This window comes from Bacillus proteolyticus, from assembly GCF_001884065.1.
GTDB lineage: Bacteria > Bacillota > Bacilli > Bacillales > Bacillaceae_G > Bacillus_A > Bacillus_A proteolyticus.
The window spans coordinates 1-25394 of the sequence record NZ_MACH01000133.1 but is presented as its reverse complement, the minus strand read 5'-3'; the positions used below and the strand labels follow the sequence as shown (position 1 = coordinate 25394).

At 35.7% G+C, this 25394-nt stretch carries 26 protein-coding genes and 1 pseudogene; 10 read left to right on the top strand and 17 right to left on the bottom strand.

Going from position 1 to position 25394, the window contains the following annotated elements; genetic code table 11:
* Window positions 1–224 precede the first annotated feature (224 nt).
* On the top strand, window positions 225–782 hold the full coding sequence (locus BAQ49_RS23715) for an HTH-type transcriptional regulator Hpr (protein ID WP_000834921.1): 558 nt from the start codon (window positions 225–227) through the stop codon (window positions 780–782).
* Window positions 783–787: 5 nt separating this feature from the next.
* On the opposite strand, the gene BAQ49_RS23710 is transcribed toward BAQ49_RS23715, so the two are convergent.
* On the bottom strand, window positions 788–1123 hold the full coding sequence (locus tag BAQ49_RS23710) for a DUF1878 family protein (protein ID WP_071747306.1): 336 nt from the start codon (window positions 1121–1123) through the stop codon (window positions 788–790).
* 118 nt (window positions 1124–1241) lie between these two features.
* Between BAQ49_RS23710 and BAQ49_RS23705 the strand changes: the two genes are divergently transcribed.
* The 4 genes from BAQ49_RS23705 (at window position 1242) to BAQ49_RS23690 (ending at window position 6135) form a co-directional block, all read left to right on the top strand.
* Window positions 1242–1436 (top strand): hypothetical protein, encoded by a 195-nt coding sequence (locus tag BAQ49_RS23705; RefSeq protein ID WP_000172692.1) that lies wholly within the window; start codon window positions 1242–1244, stop codon window positions 1434–1436.
* A gap of 447 nt (window positions 1437–1883) precedes the next feature.
* Window positions 1884–2759, top strand: coding sequence for a peptidylprolyl isomerase PrsA (prsA, locus tag BAQ49_RS23700; RefSeq protein ID WP_071747305.1), 876 nt, complete (start codon window positions 1884–1886; stop codon window positions 2757–2759).
* A gap of 391 nt (window positions 2760–3150) precedes the next feature.
* Complete coding sequence (gene helD, locus BAQ49_RS23695; protein WP_071747304.1) at window positions 3151–5487, top strand: RNA polymerase recycling motor HelD; 2337 nt, start codon at window positions 3151–3153, stop codon at window positions 5485–5487.
* Between the two features lie 84 nt (window positions 5488–5571).
* On the top strand, window positions 5572–6135 hold the full coding sequence (locus BAQ49_RS23690) for a hypothetical protein (RefSeq protein ID WP_071747303.1): 564 nt from the start codon (window positions 5572–5574) through the stop codon (window positions 6133–6135).
* 100 nt (window positions 6136–6235) lie between these two features.
* Here BAQ49_RS23690 and BAQ49_RS23685 read toward each other — a convergent pair whose 3' ends face one another.
* The 3 genes from BAQ49_RS23685 to BAQ49_RS23675 are packed head-to-tail and all read right to left on the bottom strand — an operon-like array spanning window position 6236 to window position 8460.
* A complete protein-coding gene (locus tag BAQ49_RS23685) occupies window positions 6236–7507 on the bottom strand; it encodes an FtsW/RodA/SpoVE family cell cycle protein (protein ID WP_071747302.1) in 1272 nt (423 codons plus the stop codon).
* 7 nt (window positions 7508–7514) lie between these two features.
* The gene (locus tag BAQ49_RS23680) at window positions 7515–7922 is read right to left on the bottom strand and encodes a PadR family transcriptional regulator (RefSeq protein ID WP_071747301.1); all 408 of its coding nucleotides are present in this window, start codon (window positions 7920–7922) and stop codon (window positions 7515–7517) included.
* Between the two features lie 4 nt (window positions 7923–7926).
* Window positions 7927–8460: a sigma-70 family RNA polymerase sigma factor gene (locus BAQ49_RS23675; RefSeq protein WP_071747300.1), complete on the bottom strand. Its 534-nt coding sequence runs from the start codon at window positions 8458–8460 to the stop codon at window positions 7927–7929.
* Window positions 8461–9288: 828 nt separating this feature from the next.
* On the opposite strand from BAQ49_RS23675, the gene BAQ49_RS23670 reads away from it, so the two are divergent.
* Window positions 9289–10878, top strand: a complete 1590-nt coding sequence (locus BAQ49_RS23670) for a bifunctional metallophosphatase/5'-nucleotidase (RefSeq protein ID WP_071747299.1) — start codon at window positions 9289–9291, stop codon at window positions 10876–10878.
* Between the two features lie 482 nt (window positions 10879–11360).
* Here the strand turns inward: BAQ49_RS23670 and BAQ49_RS23665 are convergent, their stop codons facing one another.
* Window positions 11361–12377, bottom strand: a complete 1017-nt coding sequence (locus BAQ49_RS23665) for a hypothetical protein (RefSeq protein WP_071747298.1) — start codon at window positions 12375–12377, stop codon at window positions 11361–11363.
* A 64-nt stretch (window positions 12378–12441) separates the two neighbouring features.
* Window positions 12442–12627: pseudogene (locus tag BAQ49_RS23660) on the bottom strand (hypothetical protein); the annotation flags it as partial.
* 450 nt (window positions 12628–13077) lie between these two features.
* On the opposite strand from BAQ49_RS23660, the gene BAQ49_RS23655 reads away from it, so the two are divergent.
* Together BAQ49_RS23655 and BAQ49_RS23650 are read left to right on the top strand one after the other, a co-directional pair.
* Entirely contained in the window at window positions 13078–13374 is a 297-nt protein-coding gene (locus BAQ49_RS23655; protein ID WP_071747297.1) for a hypothetical protein, read from the top strand.
* Between the two features lie 168 nt (window positions 13375–13542).
* Window positions 13543–13854, top strand: coding sequence for a hypothetical protein (locus BAQ49_RS23650; protein ID WP_071747296.1), 312 nt, complete (start codon window positions 13543–13545; stop codon window positions 13852–13854).
* A 165-nt stretch (window positions 13855–14019) separates the two neighbouring features.
* Here the strand turns inward: BAQ49_RS23650 and BAQ49_RS33130 are convergent, their stop codons facing one another.
* Window positions 14020–14202, bottom strand: coding sequence for a hypothetical protein (locus BAQ49_RS33130; protein WP_000402609.1), 183 nt, complete (start codon window positions 14200–14202; stop codon window positions 14020–14022).
* Window positions 14203–14995: 793 nt separating this feature from the next.
* Here BAQ49_RS33130 and BAQ49_RS23635 point away from each other — a divergent pair.
* Entirely contained in the window at window positions 14996–15496 is a 501-nt protein-coding gene (locus BAQ49_RS23635) for a DUF3995 domain-containing protein (protein ID WP_071747295.1), read from the top strand.
* Between the two features lie 157 nt (window positions 15497–15653).
* Here the strand turns inward: BAQ49_RS23635 and glpD are convergent, their stop codons facing one another.
* From glpD to BAQ49_RS23595, 8 genes are all read right to left on the bottom strand, one after another.
* Complete coding sequence (gene glpD / locus BAQ49_RS23630) at window positions 15654–17336, bottom strand: aerobic glycerol-3-phosphate dehydrogenase (protein WP_071747294.1); 1683 nt, start codon at window positions 17334–17336, stop codon at window positions 15654–15656.
* A 133-nt stretch (window positions 17337–17469) separates the two neighbouring features.
* Window positions 17470–18960, bottom strand: coding sequence for a glycerol kinase GlpK (gene glpK, locus BAQ49_RS23625; RefSeq protein ID WP_071747293.1), 1491 nt, complete (start codon window positions 18958–18960; stop codon window positions 17470–17472).
* 12 nt (window positions 18961–18972) lie between these two features.
* Entirely contained in the window at window positions 18973–19794 is an 822-nt protein-coding gene (glpF, locus tag BAQ49_RS23620) for a glycerol uptake facilitator protein GlpF (RefSeq protein ID WP_071747292.1), read from the bottom strand.
* Between the two features lie 228 nt (window positions 19795–20022).
* Window positions 20023–20583: a glycerol uptake operon antiterminator GlpP gene (glpP, locus tag BAQ49_RS23615; RefSeq protein WP_071747291.1), complete on the bottom strand. Its 561-nt coding sequence runs from the start codon at window positions 20581–20583 to the stop codon at window positions 20023–20025.
* 89 nt (window positions 20584–20672) lie between these two features.
* The gene (locus BAQ49_RS23610) at window positions 20673–21122 is read right to left on the bottom strand and encodes a helix-turn-helix domain-containing protein (protein WP_071747290.1); all 450 of its coding nucleotides are present in this window, start codon (window positions 21120–21122) and stop codon (window positions 20673–20675) included.
* Between the two features lie 421 nt (window positions 21123–21543).
* Window positions 21544–21774 carry a hypothetical protein gene (locus BAQ49_RS23605; RefSeq protein ID WP_071747289.1) on the bottom strand — a complete coding sequence of 77 codons (231 nt, stop codon included), beginning with the start codon at window positions 21772–21774 and terminating at the stop codon, window positions 21544–21546.
* Window positions 21775–21988: 214 nt separating this feature from the next.
* Complete coding sequence (locus BAQ49_RS23600; RefSeq protein ID WP_002170693.1) at window positions 21989–22189, bottom strand: sporulation YhaL family protein; 201 nt, start codon at window positions 22187–22189, stop codon at window positions 21989–21991.
* Window positions 22190–22266: 77 nt separating this feature from the next.
* Complete coding sequence (locus BAQ49_RS23595; protein WP_071747288.1) at window positions 22267–23139, bottom strand: alpha/beta fold hydrolase; 873 nt, start codon at window positions 23137–23139, stop codon at window positions 22267–22269.
* Between the two features lie 473 nt (window positions 23140–23612).
* On the opposite strand from BAQ49_RS23595, the gene BAQ49_RS23590 reads away from it, so the two are divergent.
* A complete protein-coding gene (locus BAQ49_RS23590) occupies window positions 23613–24065 on the top strand; it encodes a VOC family protein (protein WP_071747287.1) in 453 nt (150 codons plus the stop codon).
* 452 nt (window positions 24066–24517) lie between these two features.
* Here the strand turns inward: BAQ49_RS23590 and BAQ49_RS33765 are convergent, their stop codons facing one another.
* Window positions 24518–25003, bottom strand: a complete 486-nt coding sequence (locus BAQ49_RS33765) for a transposase (protein WP_425266555.1) — start codon at window positions 25001–25003, stop codon at window positions 24518–24520.
* Window positions 25004–25030: 27 nt separating this feature from the next.
* Window positions 25031–25195: a hypothetical protein gene (locus BAQ49_RS33760; RefSeq protein WP_244159139.1), complete on the bottom strand. Its 165-nt coding sequence runs from the start codon at window positions 25193–25195 to the stop codon at window positions 25031–25033.
* Window positions 25196–25394: the final 199 nt, after the last annotated feature.

Genomic DNA, 25394 nt, shown 5'->3' with positions numbered 1-25394 from the left:
AGATATGCCGTGTTTTTATGCATTTACAATATCTGTTATCCCTTAACATGTAAAGACAACACATGTATTCTTGACTCATAAAACGCTTCCATAGTTATGCATGATTTGTATAGATTGTCATTTTTCCAAAAAATTTTCACAATTCTCACAAAAAGACTTTATTAATTTTTATTTTACTGGCATAATAGATAGTAATGAAAAAGAATGTTAAAGTGGGTGAGTAAATGAAAAGTGGAGAAAAAGATTACTCGGTAAAAGAAGCGATGATTTTCAGCCAACGCATTGCTCAATTATCGAAAGCGTTATGGAAATGCGTAGAGAAAGATTGGCAACAGTGGATTAAACCTTACGATTTAAACATTAACGAGCATCACATTTTATCAATCGCTTATCATTTAAAAGGGGCTTCTATTTCTGAGATTGCTAAGTTTGGAGTTATGCACGTATCAACGGCGTTTAACTTCTCTAAAAAGCTAGAAGAACGCGGCTATCTTGTATTCTCGAAAAAAGAAGATGATAAACGAAATACGTACATTGAAATTACAGACAAAGGGGAAGAATTACTACTTCGCTTAATGGAGGAGTATGATCCTGAAAATAATTCTGTGTTTAATGGGGCTCTTGCACTTCGTAATTTTTACGGTAAGTTCCCAGAAAATATCGAACTTATCGCAATCCTGCGTAATATTTACGGACAAGACTTCATCGATATTTTTGAGAAATCATTAGAGAATATTGAGGAGAACTTTACGGAGACTGATCAAAAATTAGTTAAAAAATAATCTTTTTATCTTTTCGCAATCATGCGTAAAAATTCATTCATAAGTGGCACAAATAAGCCTTGCTTTACTAGCGCTTCCGCAGTTTCGTTTACTTCGAGCTGATGTGGAAGCGCTTTTTCAAATTGATCTAACAGCGCATCGAACAATAGAAAGCCTTCTGCTTTCTCCTTTACGTATTGTTCGTTCAGCTTTTCACAAAGATTTAGTATACGTTCAATATCTTTTTTACGAGCTTTTTTCTTTATGATTAAAGAATAAAATGGACACTTTTCTTCATCAATCATTTTAAATAGTAGGTCTACGTAATATTCAGCTTGTTCTAGTCTTCTTACAACGTCCATTTTCTCCCTCGCTTCCTAACACAAAGTCTTCTATTTCTGAATTTTGTAACACGAACAAAATATCGTATGATACAATATATAAAGTATATGTATTTTAGCCAAAAGGAGGTCTCGCCTCATGACTCTTATAACCGTTGTTTTTGTCGCATTCGCACTTCTTGTTATATTTTACACGAATTTCATGACACATACACTGTGTGAGCGAAAACAAATATCTGCGAGCCGCCAGCCAGGTGTCTTTCGAGTTATTAATGTATGTATTACCATTCTATTAATTTCTAGTTATATAGAAATTATATTTCATGGAAAGTGAGGAAGGAAAGCCCCTTCCTCATTTTTTTCCTCTATAAGCAAATTATACCTACTATAACCAATAAAATAAACAGTACAAGTAATAAAATAAGTTGAGAATTCATCCCCCATCCCCTCCTCTTTTCTGTATATGCAACATGCGCCCAATATGGTACCCCTTCAAAATCTGACACAAACTGGTTAAAATTTCTTTATCAATAGGAAAACGAGTCGAAATATGATATATTAAATTTTGTACATATTGCTTATACTATGAAATAAACGACACGCATCTAAACTTTATCCTAAAGCCTCGCTAAGCCCTGTTAAGCGTGCTTTTACATATAAAAAAGCAAAGACATCAGTGAGACTTAATCGGGTTCTTATGAACGAAAATAACCTATCATAAGGCGTTTCTTCATTTGTATGGGATAAATTAAAAATACATAATAGTAGGAGTGTTTATTGAATGAAGAAAGCTATGCTTGCCTTAGCCGCAACAAGTGTAATCGCATTATCAGCATGTGGAACATCATCATCATCATCAGACAAAATTGTTACATCTAAAGCTGGTGACATCACTAAAGAAGAGTTCTACAATCAAATGAAGACACAAGCTGGTAAACAAGTACTAAATAACATGGTTATGGAAAAAGTACTTATCAAAAACTACAAAGTCGATGACAAAGAAGTAGACAAAAAGTACGATGAAATGAAAAAGCAAGTCGGTGACCAATTCGATACACTATTGAAACAACAAGGTCTTAAAGAAGAAACAGTTAAAAATGGTGTTCGCGCTTCATTAGCTCAAGAACAAGCGATTGAAAAATCAATTACTGATAAAGATTTAAAAGCAAAATATGAGGACTATAAGCAAGAAATTAAAGCAAGCCATATTCTTGTAAAAGATGAAGAGACTGCTAAAAAAGTGAAAGCAGAACTTGCACAAGGTAAATCTTTCGAAGAGTTAGCGAAACAATACTCTGAAGATCCAGGTTCAAAAGAAAAAGGTGGCGACTTAGGATTCTTCGGACCAGGTAAAATGGTAAAAGAATTCGATGAAGCAGCTCATAAGCTGAAAAAAGATGAAATAAGTGAACCTGTAAAAACACAATACGGTTACCATATCATTAAACTAACAGATACTCATGCTGACAAAACTTTCGATCAAGCAAAAGCTGACATCAAAAAAGAAGTAGTTCAAGAAAAAACACAAGACGCTCAATTTATGAACGATCTTATGATGAAAGAAATCAAAAAAGCTGACGTAAAAGTTGACGATAAAGATTTGAAAGATCTTTTCGAAGAGCCTAAAGCTGACGCTAAAAAAGACGAAAAGAAATAATGAAAAACTCGGGCTAAGCCCGAGTTTTTTTGTATGTTCTCTCTTCGTGATACGTTACATCCGGATTCGGTAAATGAAATTATACAATTGGTTCTTCAAATCGATCAACTATAGATCTATTTATATCAGCGATTTTTCAATTATATCGACTTACCGACAAAAACTGACAATGCTTGCAGTCCCCTCTTAAAGAAAAACAAAAAAACCTCGATTCGCGCATGCGGAACCAAGGTTTATCTTATTATCATTGATTAAATTAAAAAACTATGTTAAATTAGTACAGAAACGCATTCGTTAATAACATCAGAATGTATTTATCCGTATCTTAATTGTACACCAAAACACATCTTCAGTCAACCTCTATTTTTCACTTTTAAAGGAGCGCTTACGTATGAACAAAAAACTTGATCAAGAGCAAAAACGATTGGATAGCGTAATAGAAACTATTACGGAGCAAATTGATAAACTGGAAAGCGAAACCGGCAGACGCCGGGCAGAAGTAATCAACATTCGTAAACACTTCTGGGATGATGTTAAAGTTAACACTGATACTTTTGATGATTATCTTGAAACAGTTATCAACTTAAGACAACAAGCTCAGTCACTAGCCGTAACACAAATCACCCATAAGCACACCTTTAATCGACTTGCCGCACTACGACGTATGCATAAAGCACCTTACTTCGGACGAATCGATTTTAAAGAAGAAGGAGAATCTGATGCAGAGAAAATTTATATCGGCGTCGCTACCCTTACCGATGCAAGCGGAGAAAACTTTCTTATATACGATTGGCGCGCACCTATTTCGAGTGTCTACTACGATTATCCACCAGGACCGGCTGAATACAGTACACCAGGGGGCGTAATCCACGGTAATGTGGAAAAGAAATTGCAATACATTATTCAAAATGGCGAGATTGATTCTATGTTCGATACGAGCCTTACAATTGGCGATGAAATCCTGCAACAAGCGCTCGGAAAAGGTACAAACAAACATATGCAAAGTATCGTTGCTACTATTCAGCGCGAGCAAAATGAAATTATTCGTCACGATGAAGGGCGACTACTTATCGTTCAAGGAGCTGCTGGTAGTGGTAAAACGTCGGCTGCCTTGCAGCGAATTGCCTATTTACTATATAAATATCGCGAATGGTTAAAAGCAGATCAAATCATCCTCTTCTCCCCTAACTCCATGTTCAACAGCTACGTATCTAACGTATTGCCAGAACTCGGTGAAGAGAATATGCAGCAAGTGACATTCCAGGAATATTTAAACCATAGACTCAGTAAGTCATTTGACGTTGAAGATCCTTATGAACAACTAGAATATATGCTGACTGAAACGAATAGCCCTGCCTATAAAACTAGAAATGCGAGCATTCGCTTTAAAGCATCCACTCAATTTTTCGAAATGATTAGAACGTATAGACAGTCCCTTGAATCTTCAGGCATGTTATTTAGAGGAATGAAATTTAGAGGAAAACTGATTGCCTCTGCTAAAGAAATCGCAGAGCAATTTTATAATACTGATTCCTCCCTCCGCTTCCATAATAGAATCGAGAAATTAACGGAGTGGCTAAACAAACAAATAGATGCAATCGAAAAGGCAGAACTAAAAAAACCTTGGGTAGAAGAAGAAATTGAACTACTTAGTAAAGATGAATATCAAAAAGCTTATAAATACTTACAGAAAAAAGGAGAGTTTGAAGACAACTCCTTTAATGATTATGAGAAAGAAACGAAAGTACTCGGACGTATGATTGTCCGTAAAAAATTGAAGCCACTTCGTAAAGGCGTCCAAACATTGCGTTTCATCAATTTCACTGGAATATATAAACAACTCTTCACAGATGCATCATGGGTTACTGGAGAAAAACCGAAAGAATGGGACGACATTTGCTCGCTAACGGTGAACATGCTCGATGAAGGAAAGCTACATTACGAGGATGCGACTCCATTTTTACTTTTAAAAGAATTAATTGAAGGCTTCCAAACGAACAGATCAATTAAACACGTACTCGTAGACGAAGCGCAAGATTATTCTCCGTTTCAGTTCGAGTTTTTAAAACGTCTCTTCCCTGCAGCAAAAATGACTGTACTCGGAGACTTTAACCAAGCAATATTCGCTCACGCAAGTGAAACAGTGAATTTCAATACACTTACTAGCTTATATGGACCAGATGAAACAAACGGCATCAACTTAACTCGTAGCTATCGCTCAACAAAACCGATTATTGAATTTACACGATATCTCGTACCGGAAGGCAAGAACATTCACGCATTTGAACGTGACGGCGAGAAACCTACAGTGACTAAAGTTTCTGATTACAGCGAACTGCATAATTGTATTACTTCCAAAGTTGCTGAACTACAAGAACAACAGTACAATACGATCGCAATTATATGTAAATCTGCAGCTGAAAGCGCCGCTGCATATGAAGCACTTAGTAGCATTGACGATATTAAACTTGTGAAGAGCACCTCTGCTGAATATGAACAAGGTGTTGTTATCATCCCTGCTTATTTAGCAAAGGGTATCGAATTTGATGCTGTTATTATTTACGATGCTTCTAAAGATGTATACAGTGATGAGAGCGTTCGTAGATTGTTCTACACGGCTTGTACGCGCGCAATGCATGAGTTGCAACTTTATAGCGTTGGTGAGGTTAGTCCTTTTGTACTTGGGGCTGATTCGGAGAGTTTTGAACTTATAACAAAAACACCTTGATGATTCAAGGTGTTTCTTTTTTATGCAGGATTTACACCTTTAAAATAGAATATATCATTTTAGAAAAAGCTAAGGAGTGACAAGATGAACCATTATTTTATTGCTATTTATGACGGCGTGTTTCCTACCGAAAAATCACATACCATTTTACAATCTAATCCTACTTTTACCGACCTAAACATCCGCCCTCTCAAAATCTCATCACCAAGACCTTTCACATTATTAGTTGGCGAAGAACATGATGCACTCACAACTGGACTTACAGACAAATACCACTTATTAACGAAAGAGTTGCAAGCACTTGAGCAGCAAGAAAAGTACTACTATGTATACGATTATAAAATTAGAAAGACCATCGAGAATCCCATTCAAAAATGCTTTCCATTAGCACAAATCAATATAAGTGTTACGAAATTCCATGAGATGATTCAAAAAGTAAAAGACTTAAAACGACCTGTATTTGCAGGTTATAACATCACTTCTCATGACGCAGACATACTTACGATTGATGTACTTCTTTCCTCTCCTTTGTTGGATCCGAACACTTCTGAAAAAGATGCGGAAGAATACGCCTATTTACAACAACTAGCTGAAACAATCTCTCGTTCTGAATTATGCACTTCTATTAAAGCCAGTTCGCTTATTTAAACATAAAAAGAGGGTTATTTATCATAACCCTCTTCTACTATCTATTTACGTTTGTACTTGATCATGGTAATGATTTTTTTATATACAACTTATATAAGTATCAAGGTGTTTTTCTCATTCTAAACGAAATATCTTTACGTCGATATACACTCAGCACAATCCCCATTAAAAGCGCATGAAATACGGTTGGTGTTAATCCATAACTAATAAAAGGCAATGATATAGAAGCAATCGGCAATAAGCCTAATATCATTCCAACGTTATAAATGAACTGAACTACAAAAAGAGTCATGCCTCCAACTAAAAGCAATTTACCATACCGATCATTTATTTTATAAGATATGGCCACTAACCTTACTACGAAAAGAGAAAGGATCAAGATAAGAATTAACGCAAGCACATATCCATAATAGTAAGTCAAACTTGCAAATACAAAATCAGTATCCGCAGTAGGGATGAACTTTGTATCTCCATATGTTCCAAACCAACCAGCCGATGACATTACCTCTTTTAAACGTATATACATAAACCCTGCGCCACGTGCATCACGCTCTGGATTTATATATGCTAAAAAGGTAGGCCAGTGATAACTTTTCACTGAAGGCCAATAAGAGAATACCCCGAAAATAAATAAACAAATGGGCACAGCTGTAATAATTGTTGCCTTTTTCTTGCCTAACCTACTCCACCAAAGCATACCGAATACCATCACAATATAAATAAACATTGTTGAAAGAGCTGACCCAATTAAAAATAAATACAAAGAAAATAAATACAGAGCCACAAGATGTATTACTTTTATCCTACTATTATTGAAAAAAGAAGCCCAAGCTAGAAAGAAGAAAGGTACCGCCATTAAGCGACTAATTGCAACGGGACCAATTTTTATTAACGGTTCTCCAGCCACCCTAACGCTCGGAAAACAATTTAATATTAACAAGATAAGTACACCAATTGTATAAAACAGCCACCCTAATCTCTCTAATTTCCGGTAATCAAGTAGCATCATCACTACAACTGTTGCAATACCGAGAACAACAGATATCACCTTATTCATTAGTAAATCATTCATATACCCAAAAGCTATAACTGGCAAAAATCCTAGCCCCATCGCAGCCACTAATAACATAAGTAGGAACCAATCAACCTTTGGCTTATGCAGTTTGTTCAGTTCCCGGCCAAGTTTAATCGGACTCCCCATTTGCTCAACAGCCTTATCTTCAGCAATTTCCTCGCTTACCCCTTTATCCATCCACATATTCTTCGTCTGTTTTAAGTGAAAGTCTAGTTCAGTTGCCACCAAGTCCTTCGCTTCTTTTGATTTAATATGGTTCGTAACTTCTTTTAAAAAACGCTCCCCTTTTTTGTTCAATTTTTTCTCACTCCTGTACTAATCCTTTTAATATAATTCGTGCCTTCGTAGCATTCTTCTCTGCCTTTCGCAGCATCTTATTTCCTTTATCATTTAATTGATAATACTTAGCTCCTTCGTGATCCCAGCTAGATTGGATAAAGTGATTCTGCTCTAGACGATGTAATAAAGTGTATAAAAATCCTTCATTGCCTTCGAATTTTTGAATCCCTCTCCCCCGTAGTAACTGCATCAATTCATAACCTGTTTTTTCATTCATAAGAAGTTGCAACACTGCTAAAAGGATATCTTCTTCCTTTTCGGACGATTGATTGATTTTTTCACGCACCCGCTTTCGATGCTGATCAGAAAAACTCAAATGTTTAAAAGTTGTGTTCTCCATTGATTTTCGCAAGCCTTTTAATCGATCTTCCATTTGATTATTCCTCCAATCCTTTCTTCAATAGTTCCTTCGCTTTTTTCAGTCTCGTTTTTATCGTGTTTCCCTTCACTTCTATTACCGTAGCAATCTCTTTAATTGATAACTCTTCATAATAAAATAGATAAATCACTTCTCGATATTTTATCGGTAAATTCATTACTGCAGAAGCCAGCCTACTATCCTCTGCGTTTTGAATAACTGTTTGTTCCACACTTTCTTTTTGGCTCCCAATATACGTAAAGTCACCCTCTGTAACGATAACTTTTTTGTTATACCAACTTTTTAAATAGTCCTTACAATGGTTAACCGCAATTCTCCATAACCATGTTTTTAAATTAGAATTCCCTTTATATGTATGAAGAGATTTATAGCATTTCACAAATATATCTTGCGTTAAATCCTCCGCAACCTCTTTATTATTGACATATGAATACACAAGCTGCAGGACTTCTTGTCCATACTTGTTCATTATTTCGTCGATAAGGTCCTCCTTATCTTCTATTTCAAACGCTTCTATCGTTAATTCATCCACATCATTTCCTCCTTCCCATATATTAGACGACGCACGCCATGGAAAAGTTTTATAAATTCATAAAAAAATACGGATGGCAATGTCCGTACCGTTTTTTACCTTTATTTTAAATCTAATTTTCTTTACGAAGAGTAAACCTTTTATTCATTTGTATTAGCTCAACCAAAGAGCAAAATCCCTTTGCTCATTTTTGTTACGAAAAACTCTAACTCGTTACCTTAATAAAGGTTATGAGTATACCATTTAATAGACGTATCAATATTTGTAGTTGGAATATAATTATGTCCTATCAGTGTAAATAAAAACTGTTTTAACATTCATTTCTATAAACTTTCATAATTATCCGAACGAAAAACATATCGCATACATTCTTTAAAGTTAATTTTAATACCCTCAAATATAAAAAAGCGTTATCCTTTCGCAAGCTCAGTTTACTTTCACTCTTACTTTGATGGATGTGTAAGGTCTCCCCTACAAAGAACAATATAAAAGTAACATCCATAATTTTGCACTCACCCTATTTTACATTTACTCTGATTCTGTCATTTCATCCATATGAATCTGTTTTCCTGTGAATAGTTTGTAAAACAGATGTGTGCGAATATCTAACAATTTATGTAGCGCATACCGATATCCATCTCCCACCTAAAATTAGTGTTTCACATTTTTGAGGAAGGAGTCTTTTGTCAGAAAACAATAAAATCTTATTAATTTTTATAATTAGTAGAATTTTTATAGAAATAATCTTCTTAATCTATTAAAATTATATCGAATGATGTCAGATTATATCATATGATGTCAGATTGTAATAAGGGGAGAGAAAATTTTATGTTGAAAAAAATCATTCCAGTTGCTTTAGCATTAAGTACAATTACTTTTTCAAGTGTATTTGCTGCGCCTTCGGCTCAAACAAATACAGAACCAAACCGCTACATAGATGTACAAATGCTCGGTATTAACGATTTTCATGGGCAACTAGACACTGTAAAGAAAATTAACAATAAAGATGCAGGGGGAATCGAGTACTTAGCGGCTTATTTACGTGATCGTGAAAAACAAAATCCAAATACATTAAAGGTTCATGCGGGCGATATCGTTGGAGCAAGTCCTCCTGTTTCAGCATTATTACAAGACGAACCTACGATTGAATTTCTAAACGATTTAAAATTTGATGTTGGAACCATCGGAAATCATGAATTTGATGAAGGTGTTGAAGAAATGCACCGCCTTATTTATGGTGGATACCATGAAAAAACAGGGAATTTTAAAGGAGCAAAATTCCCATATGTTGCCGCAAATTTCTATAATAAATCCACCGGGCGTCTATTTTTACCACCATTTACTATAAAAAAGGTACAAGGAGTTCCTGTTGGCTTTATCGGAGTCGTAACAACAGATGTTCCTAACGTTGTTATGCCTACTATGCTAAAGAATGTAGAAATTACAGATGAAGTTGAAGCCATTAACAAATCCGTAAAGCAATTGAAAGAACTAGGCGTTAAATCTATCGTTGTTCTTGCGCATAACGGAGGTACAACAGATGAGAACGGCGTAACAAATGGTGACCTAGTCCGAATAGCAAATGAGACTGATCCAGAAGTCGATGTTATTTTTGGGGGGCATAGCCACACCTATGTAAATGGAACTGTTAATAATAAACTTGTCGTACAAGCAAATTCTTATGGAATGGCTTTTGCTGATGTTGATGTAAAGATTGATCGTAAGACAAAAGATATTGTCGAGAAAAAAGCAGAAATTGTTACAACTTACCATGAAGGCATAGAGCCTGATAAAAAAATAAAGAAGAAGATGGAGAAGTATCAAGCTAAAATCGCACCTCTTGTCAATGAGGTTATTGGTAAGTCTACCACTCCACTAGATCGCAAACTAAATACGGCTGGTGAATCTACTCTCGGCAATTTAGTTGCTGATGCCCAGCGTGCAACAATGCAATCCCAAATTGCTTTTATGAACCCTGGTGGTATTCGTAATGACTTAGATGCTGGTGATATTACATGGGGAGAAATATATGGCATTCAACCATTCGGAAATCAATTAATAAAGGTTAATTTAACGGGTCAAGACATACGTGATATTTTAAATCAACAATGGCAAAAAGACATCACAAGAATGCTTCAAATTTCAGGGATCCAATACACTTGGGATGCGAACGAGCCAAATGGAGAAAAAGTCACAAGTATTCGCTTAACAAATGGAGAAGAAATTATTCCTTCTAAAACTTACAGCGTTGTTGCGAATGCATTTCTAGCTTCAGGTGGCGATGGATTTGTGTCCTTTAAAAATGGGAAAGATGCTGAAACAGGACCAACTGATTTTGAAGCATTAGTAGATTATATAAAACAAGCAAAAGAACCAATTCAGCCTATTATTGATGGAAGAATCCAAAAAATAAATTAGCTTTCATTAATCTCAAAACACCTAACCTAGATTACCTGTTCGCTATACTTTTTAGTGTGCAGGTAATCTTATTTTTCTTGTTTGGGTTTGAAACAAAGTCCTACCGTGGTCAACGAATTTACCATCGATATGCAAAGCACCAAAAAAGTAAAGTCAACGTCAAATAATTTGAGCTGATTTGAATTATCTAGATATGTTTTCCATCTACAATACTGTATAACTCTCACCTGTTCAGAAAAACGGGTTTTTCTTTTAATAACTTTGCTTAGCGTACAAAATTCGCGTTTTGTTGGCGCTACTCCATCACCATCAAGCTATGAAAAGCAAATACCCCAAAACGAAAATATAAGCCGTTTTCTTTCAAAAATACATGGAATTTTTAGCCTGTGTTGTTATAAAATTCTTAAGTTGATGGGTATAGGTTAAGACTTCGAAATATCATGCTTTCACATCAAATAACAAACATGAAAAGGGCTTTCCATTTAATTCTTAGGAAATCTCTCTTTTACAAGATCTTCAATGTTTTTTGCTTCTTGGATTTCTTTTGCTGATAACCAATTTGTATATCTTGTTCCAGTCTTATTTTTTAAATAGATATCAAAGTTTTTCGTATATAGTTCTTCATTAAGGATTGTGGTTACTTTGATTAAATCCTCAATTAAAGGAGGGGTGTTTTCAAATATAGTATTGTCGGTATTAATAACTAAAGGCACTATATATTTTCGACTATCCTCATCATCCGAACTTGAATACATAATACCTCCAATTGCAAACCGATCGTTTTGCATTTCATGTAATCTTTCTTCTACTTTGGTGTGCGTTCTAATCCAATTTTCCCAGTACTTGTTTATTGCGTCTTTCATCGTGGATTTCATTGTTCGTAACAGTTCTTCTTTTGTTATCACTGTTTGCACATATTTAAAAGGTCCACCTAAAGATTTTCCTGTATAATCCTTAATTTCAAGTTCTGTTATATTTTTATTATTCTTCTGAATCAGTTGAAATAGAGCATATAAACGATCTAATTCTACGGAATCCAATTGGCTAAAGTCAATTTCGTTGCTCATTTTCAAAGTTAATAACAATTCATCAGTTGGTTTTCCTTCATCTGGCTCTCTATTATCTGTCATATATTGAAGAGCATTTTCATTTTCAATTTCCGTGTAGCCTAATTTTTTTATTTCTTCTAGAATTGGTTTGAATTTCTGATATGCCTCATATGTTTTTTTTCCATATTGGTATTCATCATCAACTATAGATGAATAGAGGAGACCTTGTACCTTTACTCGAAATTTGAGATTTTTGTTGCTCTTTCCTTGCACAGTATGGTAAGTGTTACCAAAATTATTCTCGTTTATCGAGCCCCATTCTGTTACATCAACATCGATACCATGTTTTTCTTTTATATATTTTTGTACCTCAGCTTCATTTTCTTGATTACAACCACTTAAAAATATGAAACATACTACTATCAATATTACATTTTTCATGCTTTTCATATAAGCACTCCCTACGTAAGAATTAATTCTTGAATGTGCAACACAGTTCAAAGCATTCTTTTCCTTAGTCATATACTTTAACTTTTATATAGTGTGAACCTTTATTATTTAAGTTCTTGACATTTCCACCTATACTGCTTGAAGCATTACTGTCTTGAAATATAGATAACTTATTTGTTTTAAGATCTTTCCCAATTCTATAAGTATATGATTCATTGGGCTCATCTTTAAATTGTACATTCATACCATGAAACCAATTTTACTATAACATCTGTTTTATTATTAAAATATTCCTTTTTTATTTTTTGTTTCCTAGTATAGATGTTCCTTCTACTTCAATGAGGGAGGATTTATGGAACGGCAATATACAATCTCAAATTATGCACCACATATAAGGGGTCCCGCCCAGCTAATATTTTAAAGCGCCACCAAACTCGACAGTTATATATGAGAATTAAGCTCATTTTTTCTTTTTGGGGTGAATCTGTTTTCTTAAGTTGATGGGCATGGGGTACCGCCAGCATGGTAGGAACATATAAAAATATAGTTATAGAAAAAGAGAGAGTGAATTCTTTTTGAGAGTAAGGATCCGCTTTTTTCTTGCTACTGATAATGAGACACTATATCTGACTTACATAAATATCCTATTTGTTCAAATTTGTCCTTGCTGATGGTACAATTAAAGTCATGGAGGGATATTATGTTAAATTTTTATGTAACACTGTTTCTTATATTCGGCACTGCAATATTCTTATTTTTTAAGTCTGGTTCACCAAAAATTAAGGCTAAAAACCTATCGTTGATAATGGTCTGTTTAGGGATAAATCTACTCACAAGTCCAATGGCTTTTTTTATAGGCGGGATGGCAACAGACCCTCCAGATAGTACTGCACTTGATTTTTGGGGAGGATTTCTCTTCATTCAGGGAATACCGCTTCTCATACTACTTGCAGCTTTTTTGAAGTTGGCACTAGCAAAGAAAACAAAACAAGTATAGAAGCATATAATGAATAGGTGGATTCCTTGTGAGAGTAGAGTAGGGATCCACTTTTTTCTTGCTATCAATAATGTTACGTTATGTTAACTTTATATGCATATCCTATTCATCCAAATGTACACAAACTAGGCCTTGCTAATGGTACAATTAGGATAACGGAGGAATATTATGGGATATCTTAATCAACTTTATGTAATACTGTATTTTATAATCGGCCTTGCAGTATTCTCATTCTTCAATTCTGATTCACCAAAAACTAAGGATAAAAATCTAACATTCATAATGGTCAGTTTAGGGGTAAATCTATGCACAATTCCAGTGGCTTTATTTATAGGTGTGATGGCAACAGACTCTCCATATAGTACTGAACTTGATTTTTGGGGAGGATTTCTCTTTATTCAGGGAATACCGCTCCTCCTACTACTTGTAGCTTTGATATGGTGGTTTATCCGCAAGGGCAAAGAAAAAATCGACACATAGAATTTTAAAATGACTTCCGCTAACGATAAGTATGTAAATGAGCTGCCGATATGGGCAGCTCATTGTATTTTGCTTAACATGTTTTTTTCAAAAATGATATCAGTTAAAAGAACAAAAAACTAAGACCGCAACTAAGAATCTTATCTCTTTCTATTCATTCTTCAATTACCATCCACCTTTAGGTACAATCGTAAAGTCAATGTTGTTTACTGGGTCTTGACCTACCTTTAGTTGGTAGTAGAAACCCCTCCCATCTTTTACCTCGTTTAAGTCTACTCCACTATCTATTAGCTTATTTACTTCTTCAATAGTGAGTTTTGGGTCTGCAATACGAATGATGATTTCCATTAGTTTTCGATACTGCTCATTAGCTGTCTTATCCTCAAATACCAGTTTTTCAGTTGTAATCCAATAGGAGTTTGACAGCCAATCACTTTTACCTATTTTGGAATAAATTTCAAATCATTTCCAGTCTGCTTTATAGATACGATCGTTTTCTTTATCACGATACTCTATATTTGAATCTTCGATCTCAATCATGCCATTTGAGTATTCTTTTAACTTATTTTCAAAGTCTAATCGATGTGTGAACCCGTCTTCAATAGTATCCTTAGTTAAAATATCTCGTCCGCAACTAGAGAGAATAAGTAGTAAAAAGATAGAGAATAAAATAGTGCAAAGCTTTTTCGTAGAATTTACCTCATTTGGTGTATTTTTAACATTTATATTTAAACATAACTTGATTTTAATATAAAGGGTGTATACAACTTTGTTTCAAATTCACAATAAAGATACAAAATAAAAAGTACCCCTAATGTAGTGGTACTTCTGTTGTTTTATAATTCCGTCAGCAATTCGAATTTTCTTTTTTGATCCGAAGATAGTTCATTTTCTACATAACTTTTTATAAGTAGATCAATTATTTCATGAGTATATTTGGCACTTTGACATCATTTACCGTATTCGTGTTTCCCCTACATTTTAGCTCCTTGGTTAAAAAGTCCTAATTGATTTTTGTTCCATAAAAGGGACATATAATGTAGTAACTGATCGCATAAATATAATCATAATATTTCCGCATTTTCATTGGATTTAATAATAATAAATTATAAAATGAAAAAGACTTCTATTATCCCTCATAATGAAAGGAGTTATTACAATCAAAAACAATAATAATCAACATCCGCCGGACAAAATCGAGAAGTGGTTGGTTTTTACTGGTTATGCAGCTTTTGTTTGGTCAGCTCTATTCGGGTTAATTCACATTTATTGGGCAGCAGGGGGTACTTTAGGATTTGAAGGCAGGACAATGGGCAAAGTGTTATTCATCATTAATCTAGTTGCAATTGCTCTATGTATAGTTGCTGCATTTACTGCACTTGCACTTGTTCAAGCATGGGGACGAAGATTTCCATCCTGGTTGTTGCTCACTGCAGCATGGGGAGCATGTGCAATTTTAGGTTTGCGGGGTGGCGTAGGGATAACTCAAAGCTTGTTGGACTCAGAATCCCTTTCTTTACTATTGGTAATTGTTGAACCGTTTTTCTTGTTAGGAGGAATCTTATATGGGCTTCTTGCTTTTCTTTATATTTACACCTCCAATAATAAGAAAAAAATAAAACAAGACGGGATAAATCTATAACAATATGGCTGGCTATGTCCATACCGTTTTGTTATACCTTTATTTCAAGCTTATTTCCCTTTAGGAAGAGTAAAACACAACACTTTAATCGATATTTTAGCGCATTCATAATAAAACAAAAACCACCTAAAGGTTCCCCTTCAGGTGGTTCTCTATTTTATGCTAACGCAGCTGCCTGCTCTTGTTGATCTACAGGAATTACAGCGTCTGTTAATGCTTTTTCTAGTTCAGCAGTATATTTCATTTGCTCTTCTTTGCTCCAGCCTAGTTTTGCAGCCATGTAGTTGATTACTGCTTCTTTCCACTCGTATACCCAGTGGATGTTAAAGAATACAGCACCTCTGCGGCGTACGAAGAAGTCAACTGGTTTCGCTGTCATTTCGTAATCCATTGCGTATACAAGAGGGATTAGAACGTCTAGCGGCATGTTGTATTCTTTCGCTTCATTTTTATGCTTTTTCGCTAAGTCGAACAGTACGTCTACGTTAGAGCCATAGAATTTCGCGAATTCTTCTGCTTGAGCTGTTGTTAAACCGTATTTCGTACCTTCGCCTGCTTTTTTCGCAACGAATGCTGAGAATCCATGTGAACCACTTACATGTCCACCAGAGATTGGCATATGTTTCGTGTCACTCTTCGGATATGCGCTATGTCCTTCTTTTTGTAATAGGTTCGTTACGTAGTCTACTACCATTTCAGCCATTTTGCGGTATCCTGTTAATTTACCACCTGCGATTGTAATTAAACCAGATTCAGAAGTCCAAATTTCATCTTTACGAGAAATTTCAGATGCATTCTTACCTTCTTCATAAATTAACGGACGTACACCAGCCCAACTTGATTCCACATCTTTTTCTGTAATTTTCACGCTTGGGAACATGTAGTTAATCGCATTAATGATATATGTGCGATCTTCTGTTGTCATGTGTGGTACAGCTGCGTCTTTATCATAGAACGTATCTGTTGTACCTACATACGTTTTTCCTCCGCGTGGAATCGCAAAGACCATACGTTTATCTGGTGTATCAAAGTAAATCGCTTGACCTAATGGGAAACGTTTTTGATCAATTACTAAGTGAACACCTTTTGATAATTGAAGTACTTTTCCTTTTTTCGAGTTATCTTTTTCACGAAGTGTATCTACCCAAGGACCAGCTGCGTTTACAATTTTCTTACCGTAAACTTCGTACACTTCTCCGTCTAGTAAATCGATTACACGTACACCGCATACTTTTCCATCTTTATATAAGAAACTGTCTACTTTTGCGTAGTTAACAGCTTTCGCACCATGCTCAATTGCTTCTTTCATTACTTCAATTGTAAGACGCGCATCGTCTGTACGATATTCTACGTAGTAACCGCCGCCTTTTAATCCTTCTTTTTTCACAAGAGGCTCTTTGTTTAATGTTTCTTCACGGTTAAACATTTTTCTGCGCTCGCTTCGTTTTACACCTGCTAAGAAGTCGTATACACGAAGACCAATTGATGTACTAAATGATCCGAACGTACCGCCTGTATGGAACGGAAGTAACATCCACTCTGGTGTTGTTACATGGGGACCGTTCTCATATACGATCGCACGCTCTTTCCCCACCTCTGCTACCATTTTCACTTCAAGTTGTTTTAAATAACGTAAACCGCCGTGTACAAGTTTCGTTGAACGACTTGATGTACCTGCTGCAAAGTCCTGCATTTCAAACACAATCGTTGATAAACCGCGTGTTGCCCCATCTAATGCAATACCAGAACCAGTAATACCTCCACCAATTACGATCACATCTAACTCTTGTTTATTTACTCCATTTAATACGTCTTTACGTTGTTTACTTGAAAATTTCATGGTAATTCCTCCCTTTGATAACGAAAAAAGAGACCACAAACTCCGCTATAGATTTCGCCTCTATAGCGCGTTGTGGTCTCTCCAAATCTCCTACCGAATTATTAACTTGTCACCATTATAACACTGTTTATGATTATTTGAAAGCTTTTGTTGCTTCAATTGCCTTTTTCCATCCAGCATATAGTTCTTCGCTTGTTTCCGCTTCCATCGTTGGTTCAAAGCGTTTGTCCATATGCCACTGTGCTTTAATTTCATCTTGGTTTTTCCAATATCCAACCGCAAGACCAGCTAAATATGCTGCACCTAAAGCTGTCGTTTCATTGATCACTGGACGCTCTACAGGAACGTCTAACATATCGCTTTGGAACTGCATTAAGAAGTTATTCTTAACTGCCCCGCCATCAACGCGTAATGTATTCAGTTCAATACCTGAATCTGCTTCCATTGCGCATAATACATCTTTCGTTTGGTAAGCTAAAGATTCTAGCGTTGCACGAATGAAGTGCTCTTTCGTCGTACCGCGTGTTACGCCAAACATAGCGCCGCGTACTTCGCTATCCCAGTACGGTGTTCCAAGTCCTACGAATGCTGGTACAACATATACGCCTTCAGTTGATTCAACGCGAGAAGCGTATTCTTCACTCTCACTTGCATCTTTAAACATGCGCATTCCGTCACGTAACCACTGAATTGCAGAACCTGCTACGAAAATACTTCCTTCTAGCGCGTAATTCACTTTACCATCTAAACCCCATGCAATTGTTGTTAATAGGCCATGCTCAGAAGCAACTGCTTTTTCGCCTGTGTTCATTAACATGAAGCAACCAGTTCCGTAAGTATTCTTCGCCATACCTTCACCGAAACAAGCCTGTCCGAATAATGCTGCTTGTTGGTCACCAGCTACACCTGCAATCGGTACATTTTGGCCAAAGAAGTGGTAATCAATTGTTTCTCCATATATTTCAGATGATTGACGTACTTCTGGAAGCATGCTCTTTGGTACTGTTAACATGTCTAGAAGCTCATCATCCCACTGTAAGTCGTGAATGTTAAACATTAATGTACGTGATGCATTTGAGTAGTCTGTTACGTGCGCTTTTCCGCCAGACAATTTCCATACAAGCCATGTATCAATTGTTCCGAATAATAACTCGCCGTTTTCCGCTTTTTCTCTTGCACCTTCAACGTTATCTAAAATCCATTTTACTTTCGTACCAGAGAAGTATGCATCAATTAAAAGACCTGTTTTTTCGCGAACCATCTCGCTATAACCTTTTTCTTTTAACTCATCACAAATTTCAACTGTTTGACGAGATTGCCATACGATTGCGTTATAAATTGGTTTTCCAGTCTCTTTATCCCATACAACCGCTGTTTCACGTTGGTTCGTAATACCGATACCAGCGATTTGTTCTGGTTTTACATCCGCTTCACTTAAGCAAGTTGCGATAACTGCTAAAATAGATCCCCAAATTTCTTGTGCATTATGCTCAACCCAGCCTGGCTTTGGAAAATGTTGTGTAAACTCTTTTTGAGCTGAATGAACGATTTTTCCTTCTTTATTGAAAAGAATTGCGCGTGAGCTTGTTGTTCCTTGGTCTAATGAAAGAATATATTTTTTCATATCGGTTTCCCCCTATGCTACTTTTCTACTATTTGTAGTAGTTCCGCTTTTTTTACTTGTCATATAAGAGATTGCTAGTACAATCACAGTTGCAATAATCACATAAATAAGTGCTGAATTTTGTTTTCCTTCAAATACAACTTGATGGAATAATCCTGCAAGTGATCCACCTAAAATTGGACCAACTACTGGAATCCATGCATACTTCCAGTTTGAACCGCCCTTTCCTGCAATCGGAAGGAAGAAGTGTGCAATACGCGGACCTAAATCACGAGCCGGGTTGATTGCGTATCCTGTTGTTCCACCTAATGATAAACCAATACTTACAATTAAGAAACCTACGATAAATGGATTTAAACCATCTGCAAATTTATTTGCTCCAATTGCTAATATACCAAATACTAAAACGAATGTTCCAATCATTTCACTTAAAAGGTTTGTAAATGTGTTCGGAATTGCTGGACCTGTTGCAAATACACCTAACTTTGTTCCTGGATCTTCTGTTTCTTTCCAGTGTGGTAAGTAATGTAAATATACAAGAACTGCCCCGATAATTGCCCCAATCATTTGTGCTGCGATATACATTGGTACGTCACTCCATGGGAACGCTCCCTTAAAAGCAAGTCCTATCGTTAAAGCCGGATTCAAATGTGCCCCACTAATTGATCCAACTGCATACGCTGCAACCGCTACCGCTAAGCCCCAGCCCATCGTAATTACAATCCAACCAGAATCTTTCGCAAACGACTTCTTTAAACTTACACCAGCGCAAACGCCGCCACCAAGTAAGATTAACAATGCAGTCCCTATTAACTCTCCTAAAAATGCTGACATAGTATCCCTCCGCAATCAATTTAAACGCTTTCAAAAGTGATAGAGGTAAAATGAATGGCCATTCGTTTTTTTTCAAAAGAAAAAGATCCACAGCTTACATGCCTCTATATAAAAATATATAGAAACAATAAAATGTGGATCTCTTCTTTTCTCCGTCACGTTTATTAACTTATCTATAATGTTAACCTTTCGTGAAAGCGGTGTCAACAGAATTTTTTCACATTTTCGTCACTTTTGCTGGTAATGTTTCCATAGTTCTTTCTTCGATGTCGTAATTGCTGTCGCACCAGCATTTAAAGCTCTTTCAACATCCTCCACAGTACGAATGAAACCACCCGCTAAAATCGGTACACCTGTACGCTCTTTCACTTCAGCGATCACATCCGTTAACGCACCAGGAAGCACCTCTATATAATCCGGCTTCGTCTTTTCTAGCAAATTACAGCTCTTTTCCATCGCGCTAGAATCAATTAAGAAGATACGTTGAATGGAGACGACACCCTTTTGCTTCGCCTTCATAATTACGCTCGCCTTTGTCGATAATAACCCGTACGGTTTATATTCTTGGCATAAAAACTCCGTCGCATGCCCATCACTCTGCAAGCCATGGATCAAATCAACATGTAAAAATACTTTTTTATTATGCTGCTTCGCAAGTGATATAACACTCTTCAATTGACCGACATGAATATCTAAAATAACAATATACTCATACGAACTATGTAATAGCTTTTCTAAATCTTTAATTTGCCTCACTGCCGGCAAAATCTTTTGCTCATGAAATTCCATTCTAAATGTCCCCTTCTTTATATCATCCTATCCTTTATAGTACACAATTTAAGTGAAAAGAACAGCTAGTGTAGGGGGATTTCTTTCCTCTATCTATATATTTTCTTCAACTTATCAGAAGCCGTGCCACCTATAACCATTAATATGAGGGGTAAAAAATTCATTACATATGGAGCATCCGCTACAAGTGTAATGCTCGCTCCAGCAAACTTATTTAACATCCATACAACGATTTTTGTAATAAACAAAAATACTCCCAGCATGAATAGACCATCAAAGAACACCTTCCATTTTGGATACGCTAATTGTTTACTATCTTCAATTACTTTCTGCGTCAACTCTTCATCACTCCTCAATAACTCATCAATTGTAATACCGAACAGATCACTTAAATGAATAATAATTTCAATGCTCGGATAGTTCTTTCCCGTCTCCCATTTCGAAACGGATTGCCTACTCACATGAATTTTTTCAGCCAAATCATTTTGCGACCAATTTCTTTTTTCTCTTTCTTCTTTTAAACGTTCACTGAAAATCATACTGTGTTTATCACCTCTCTATGCCTAGTATGGTCAAATAAATGATGAAGAGTAAAGCGAGTTATCGTTGCATAACCTGTGCAACTTGTGCGTTACAGCTTAAAATGGGGCTATGTAGTATGTAGATTTCATATACTTTTCTTGTATAATAATTTCCCGAACAATAATCGTATCTCTTAACATTGTCTCTTTCTGTCGGTAAGTCGATATATTGAACAAATCGTTGATATATTCCAAGAAATAAAAGAGTGGATAACAACATGCTATCCACTTTCCCGTAATTATAATAAAACTGAATCCTGATTACGTCCTTTTTAAAGTAGCAATATTAATATCTCCATTTTTAGTAGGGATTAAAAAAGAATGCCTATTCTATTCAACTAGAACGGCATTCCTCTTTATAAACAGTATTTAGAAATTATTATTTAAGGTATTTCCCCAAATCATCTAAGTTTCTTGTATGATTTAGAATGATTACGTACTCAACTTCAACTTCTGTTACTACCATTTCTAAAACTTGATGGATTTCAATATAATCATTTTCATATTCTTTTGCCGAAGCTACAATCTCTTCTAGAGTTCTTACAAACGTTTCAGCACTCCAGTCTTTTGTTGACAACGATACATAGGTTTGAAATTTTTCTGTATTCATGTTAGTTCTCACCCCTCCGAACAACGTTAAAATTGTATATTTAATAATTTTAATGTATAGTGCCCTCTAGAAAAAATCAATTTTTCATTTAGTAAGTCTTCAATTTTAAAATGACAGCTAATAAGCGAAACATATACTTTTTTCTTATACAAATATTTCATACAACAAAAAAGAAGAGAAATGGAATACATCCCTCTTCTTCAAACCTTTTCTATTAAAGCAAAACCGAATCCTTATCACTATCCTGATTACGTTTCTCTCGCTCTTCTTCTAAGCGCTTCATATAAACTTCGCCTTCTTTTTCGATAAACTCATTATCCATCTCTTGCTCTTTTTTTGAAGTATATAAAACCATGTAGCCACTTAGTACAATCCCAATGATCACAAGATAAATCCACCATGGTAAAGTTTCCAAATCACTTCATTCCTTTCCTTAGACAAGCCTTATTAGTTTCACTCTATGAGGAAAGAAGTGGATTTATGCTTAAAATTTCATTGTGGATTCTCCGCGAAGAATGCTTGTACATATTCCATAAACTCGATTGGCTCCTGACGAAACGGTGCGTGGTATCCTTTTTCAATAATATGAAACGTGCTATTTGTAAATAGCTGATGATACAGTTCACCATTTTCCCAAGAAACACTCTTATCGTGCCTACCCCAAATAATTAAAGTCGGCACCTTAATTTTATCCGCTTCCATCGCAATGCGGCGCTCTCTCATTTTCGTAAGCTGATCATAATGCTCTTTATCGTTGCGGCTATTTTTCACTGCATTTTTATTATAATCCGTAATCTCTGTTACAGTTTGTAAGTCTGTCGATAGTGGCGGCATTTCATAACTTTCTTTTTGCTGGAAAGATTCAATCCCTGTAGAATCCGCTAAAATGAGATGCGTCACTGCATCCGGATATAAATACGCTAAATTAAGGGACATCTCTCCTCCCATCGAATGACCGAGCACCGCAAACTGATCATATCCAAGTTTCTTCATTAACTTATAATATAAATTCACTTGCGCAGGAAACGAATACTGAAAATCGATCGGCTTAGAAGATCGTCCAAATCCTAAAATATCAACAGCGATAATCGTATGGTCTCGTGCGAGTTCCGGATAAATATCACTAAACCCATCTGAAGAACCGCCAAATCCGTGAAGCATAAGTAAGGGCGGTTTCCCCTCACCAAGTTGCTTAAAATAAATCGTCTGCCCATCGATTTGCGCCATCTTCTCTTTCGTATTGAACTTCATCATAACAGTATCTTTCACTTCTTCAACCTTCGCAATCGGTTTATCAACGAAGTTACATACTACTAATACAACAAGAACAATACCGCTAATCATATAAAACTTAAACCGTTTCAAAATTCCCGTCTCCTTTCTCACATTGCTATTTAAAGGTTTTACATTTTTTGGTTGTTTTATGTTCTCTTTTTAATTGTAACCATATTAGTTACAATTATATCAAAAAAATATTACTCATTCCCATTACTGATGGTTATTTTGTAACTATTATAGTTACACGTTTAAAGTAAGTCAATTATTTTCTTTACATGTATGATTTCAACTAGCTTTTTTCTTACATTCTACATCGTAAGCTACTCTAATTTTCCCCATAGAAAAATCCCCTCCATAGTAAGTAAACAGGTTAATGTGCTTTCTTTTCCCGTCTACTATAAGGGGATTTTTTAATGGTATAATATTAATTATAACTTCAGTTAAAGGTGGGGTTTTTGTTCATCCCCCACTGATTATTAGCCCACACCAATCGGGCGTTTATGGACAGTAAAACTCCCACAAATAGCGGGATAAATTTTTACAAATAAGGAGATAAGACTATGGCAAAAAACAACTTACTAAGAATGGACAATGTTGGCATCGTTGTAGAATCCCTTGATGACGCAATCTCTTTCTTCGAGGAGATTGGCTTGAACCTCGAAGGGCGAGCAACTGTCGAAGGTGAATGGTCTGGTCGCGTCACGGGACTCGGTTCTCAGTGCGTAGAGATTGCTGTGATGGTTACTCCAGATGGCCACAGTCGACTTGAACTTTCGCGATTTCTCACACCACCTACTATAGCAGATCACCGGACTGCTCCTGTAAACGCCCTCGGTTATCTACGCGTCATGTTCACCGTTGAAGACATTGACGAAATGGTATCCAGACTCACTAAGCATGGTGCTCAGCTCGTTGGCGAAGTGGTTCAGTACGAGGGCTCGTATAAGCTCTGTTATATTCGTGGAGTCGAAGGACTTCTAATCGGTTTAGCGGAACAACTCAATAACAAATAAGTAAATGACGTTTTATAAAAAGCCTTTACTGAAATATACATTGCTGAAGTAAAAATATTTGAAGAAAATTCTTATTCAATAAAAGGGCGCTATTGTTGAATAAAACTTAGATTTTTAAGCGACTTTATTATTATATTTTTAAACCCCGTTCTAACTTTAGAACGGGGTTATATTTGTTTGAGCTTTTAAAATTTCCGTAGTCTTTTTAGAATAAATTAGTTAAAAACAAAAGACTACATACTATACGCGAAAGAGTTTAAAACAGAGGATTATAAATCGAATAAAATAATCAGCTGTCTATAAAACTATTAGGGGTACCACCACATCGCTATCAAGCTAAGCTTATATAAGTTTAATTTCATGTGAGATTTTTTCTTTTTTCTAAAGATCTAGTGTAAGTTCTTTAAAGATGTGCATACCAAATAAACCCTATCAGGTTTCAATTTTTCGGATTACGCTACATGATTGTGAGACATAGAAAAGTTATATACGACGCCTAAAATATCAAAGACTGTTTTCTTCTCATACCTATGGGATTTTCGTCCGTTTTTCTGTAAAAGATTAAACAGCCGAGACAATATCTTTGTTAATGTTTGTGTCTCTTTTTGTAGAGATTGATAAATAAGTGGAAAATAATCTTTTATCATATAAATCGCTTTATATTCGCTTGATTCTCGTTTCTTCTTGATGAGGAGTAATCGGTGCATTTGAAACATGGTGGAGGAACAAAGAAGGATGCTAATTAATTGTCCGTATAAGTGACATTCTAGTCGTTCTAATTTGACAGAATTACAATGATGAATACGAAAAAATGATTTCCAAGTTTTAAAGATAAGTTCAACTTGCCATCGTAAGGAATAAAATAAGCACCACACTCGTCTATCGTATGTAGAATATCCTATCGTGCGGTTGAAGAGACGATAAGCAAGTAGAACCATAAATTTTATCATTTTGCTTTCCCGAACCTACATAAACATGTAAAAATTGACCACTAAGTCTTGTGCACGATATTTACTTTTTCGTTGAACAAATCCAACTTTTCTAGCTAACTGATCCAGAGCATGTTGTGGCATATGTTGCTGTAATTCTTGAGAAAACAATTGTAATTCATCAGAAATCGATAAATTCATACCAAAAACACCCCCCTTTCTGTATATTTCTCCAAAAAGAATAGCGTTTTTTTCGTTTTATGGATACAATTTTTTAGCTTGATGGCGATGGGGTGTCTTAAAATCTTAGCCTGATAGGTATGGGTCAGTACCCCACATCCATCAACTTAAGGATTTAGACTATTCTTGAAGGTGAAAGCACGTTACTATTCTCTTATGT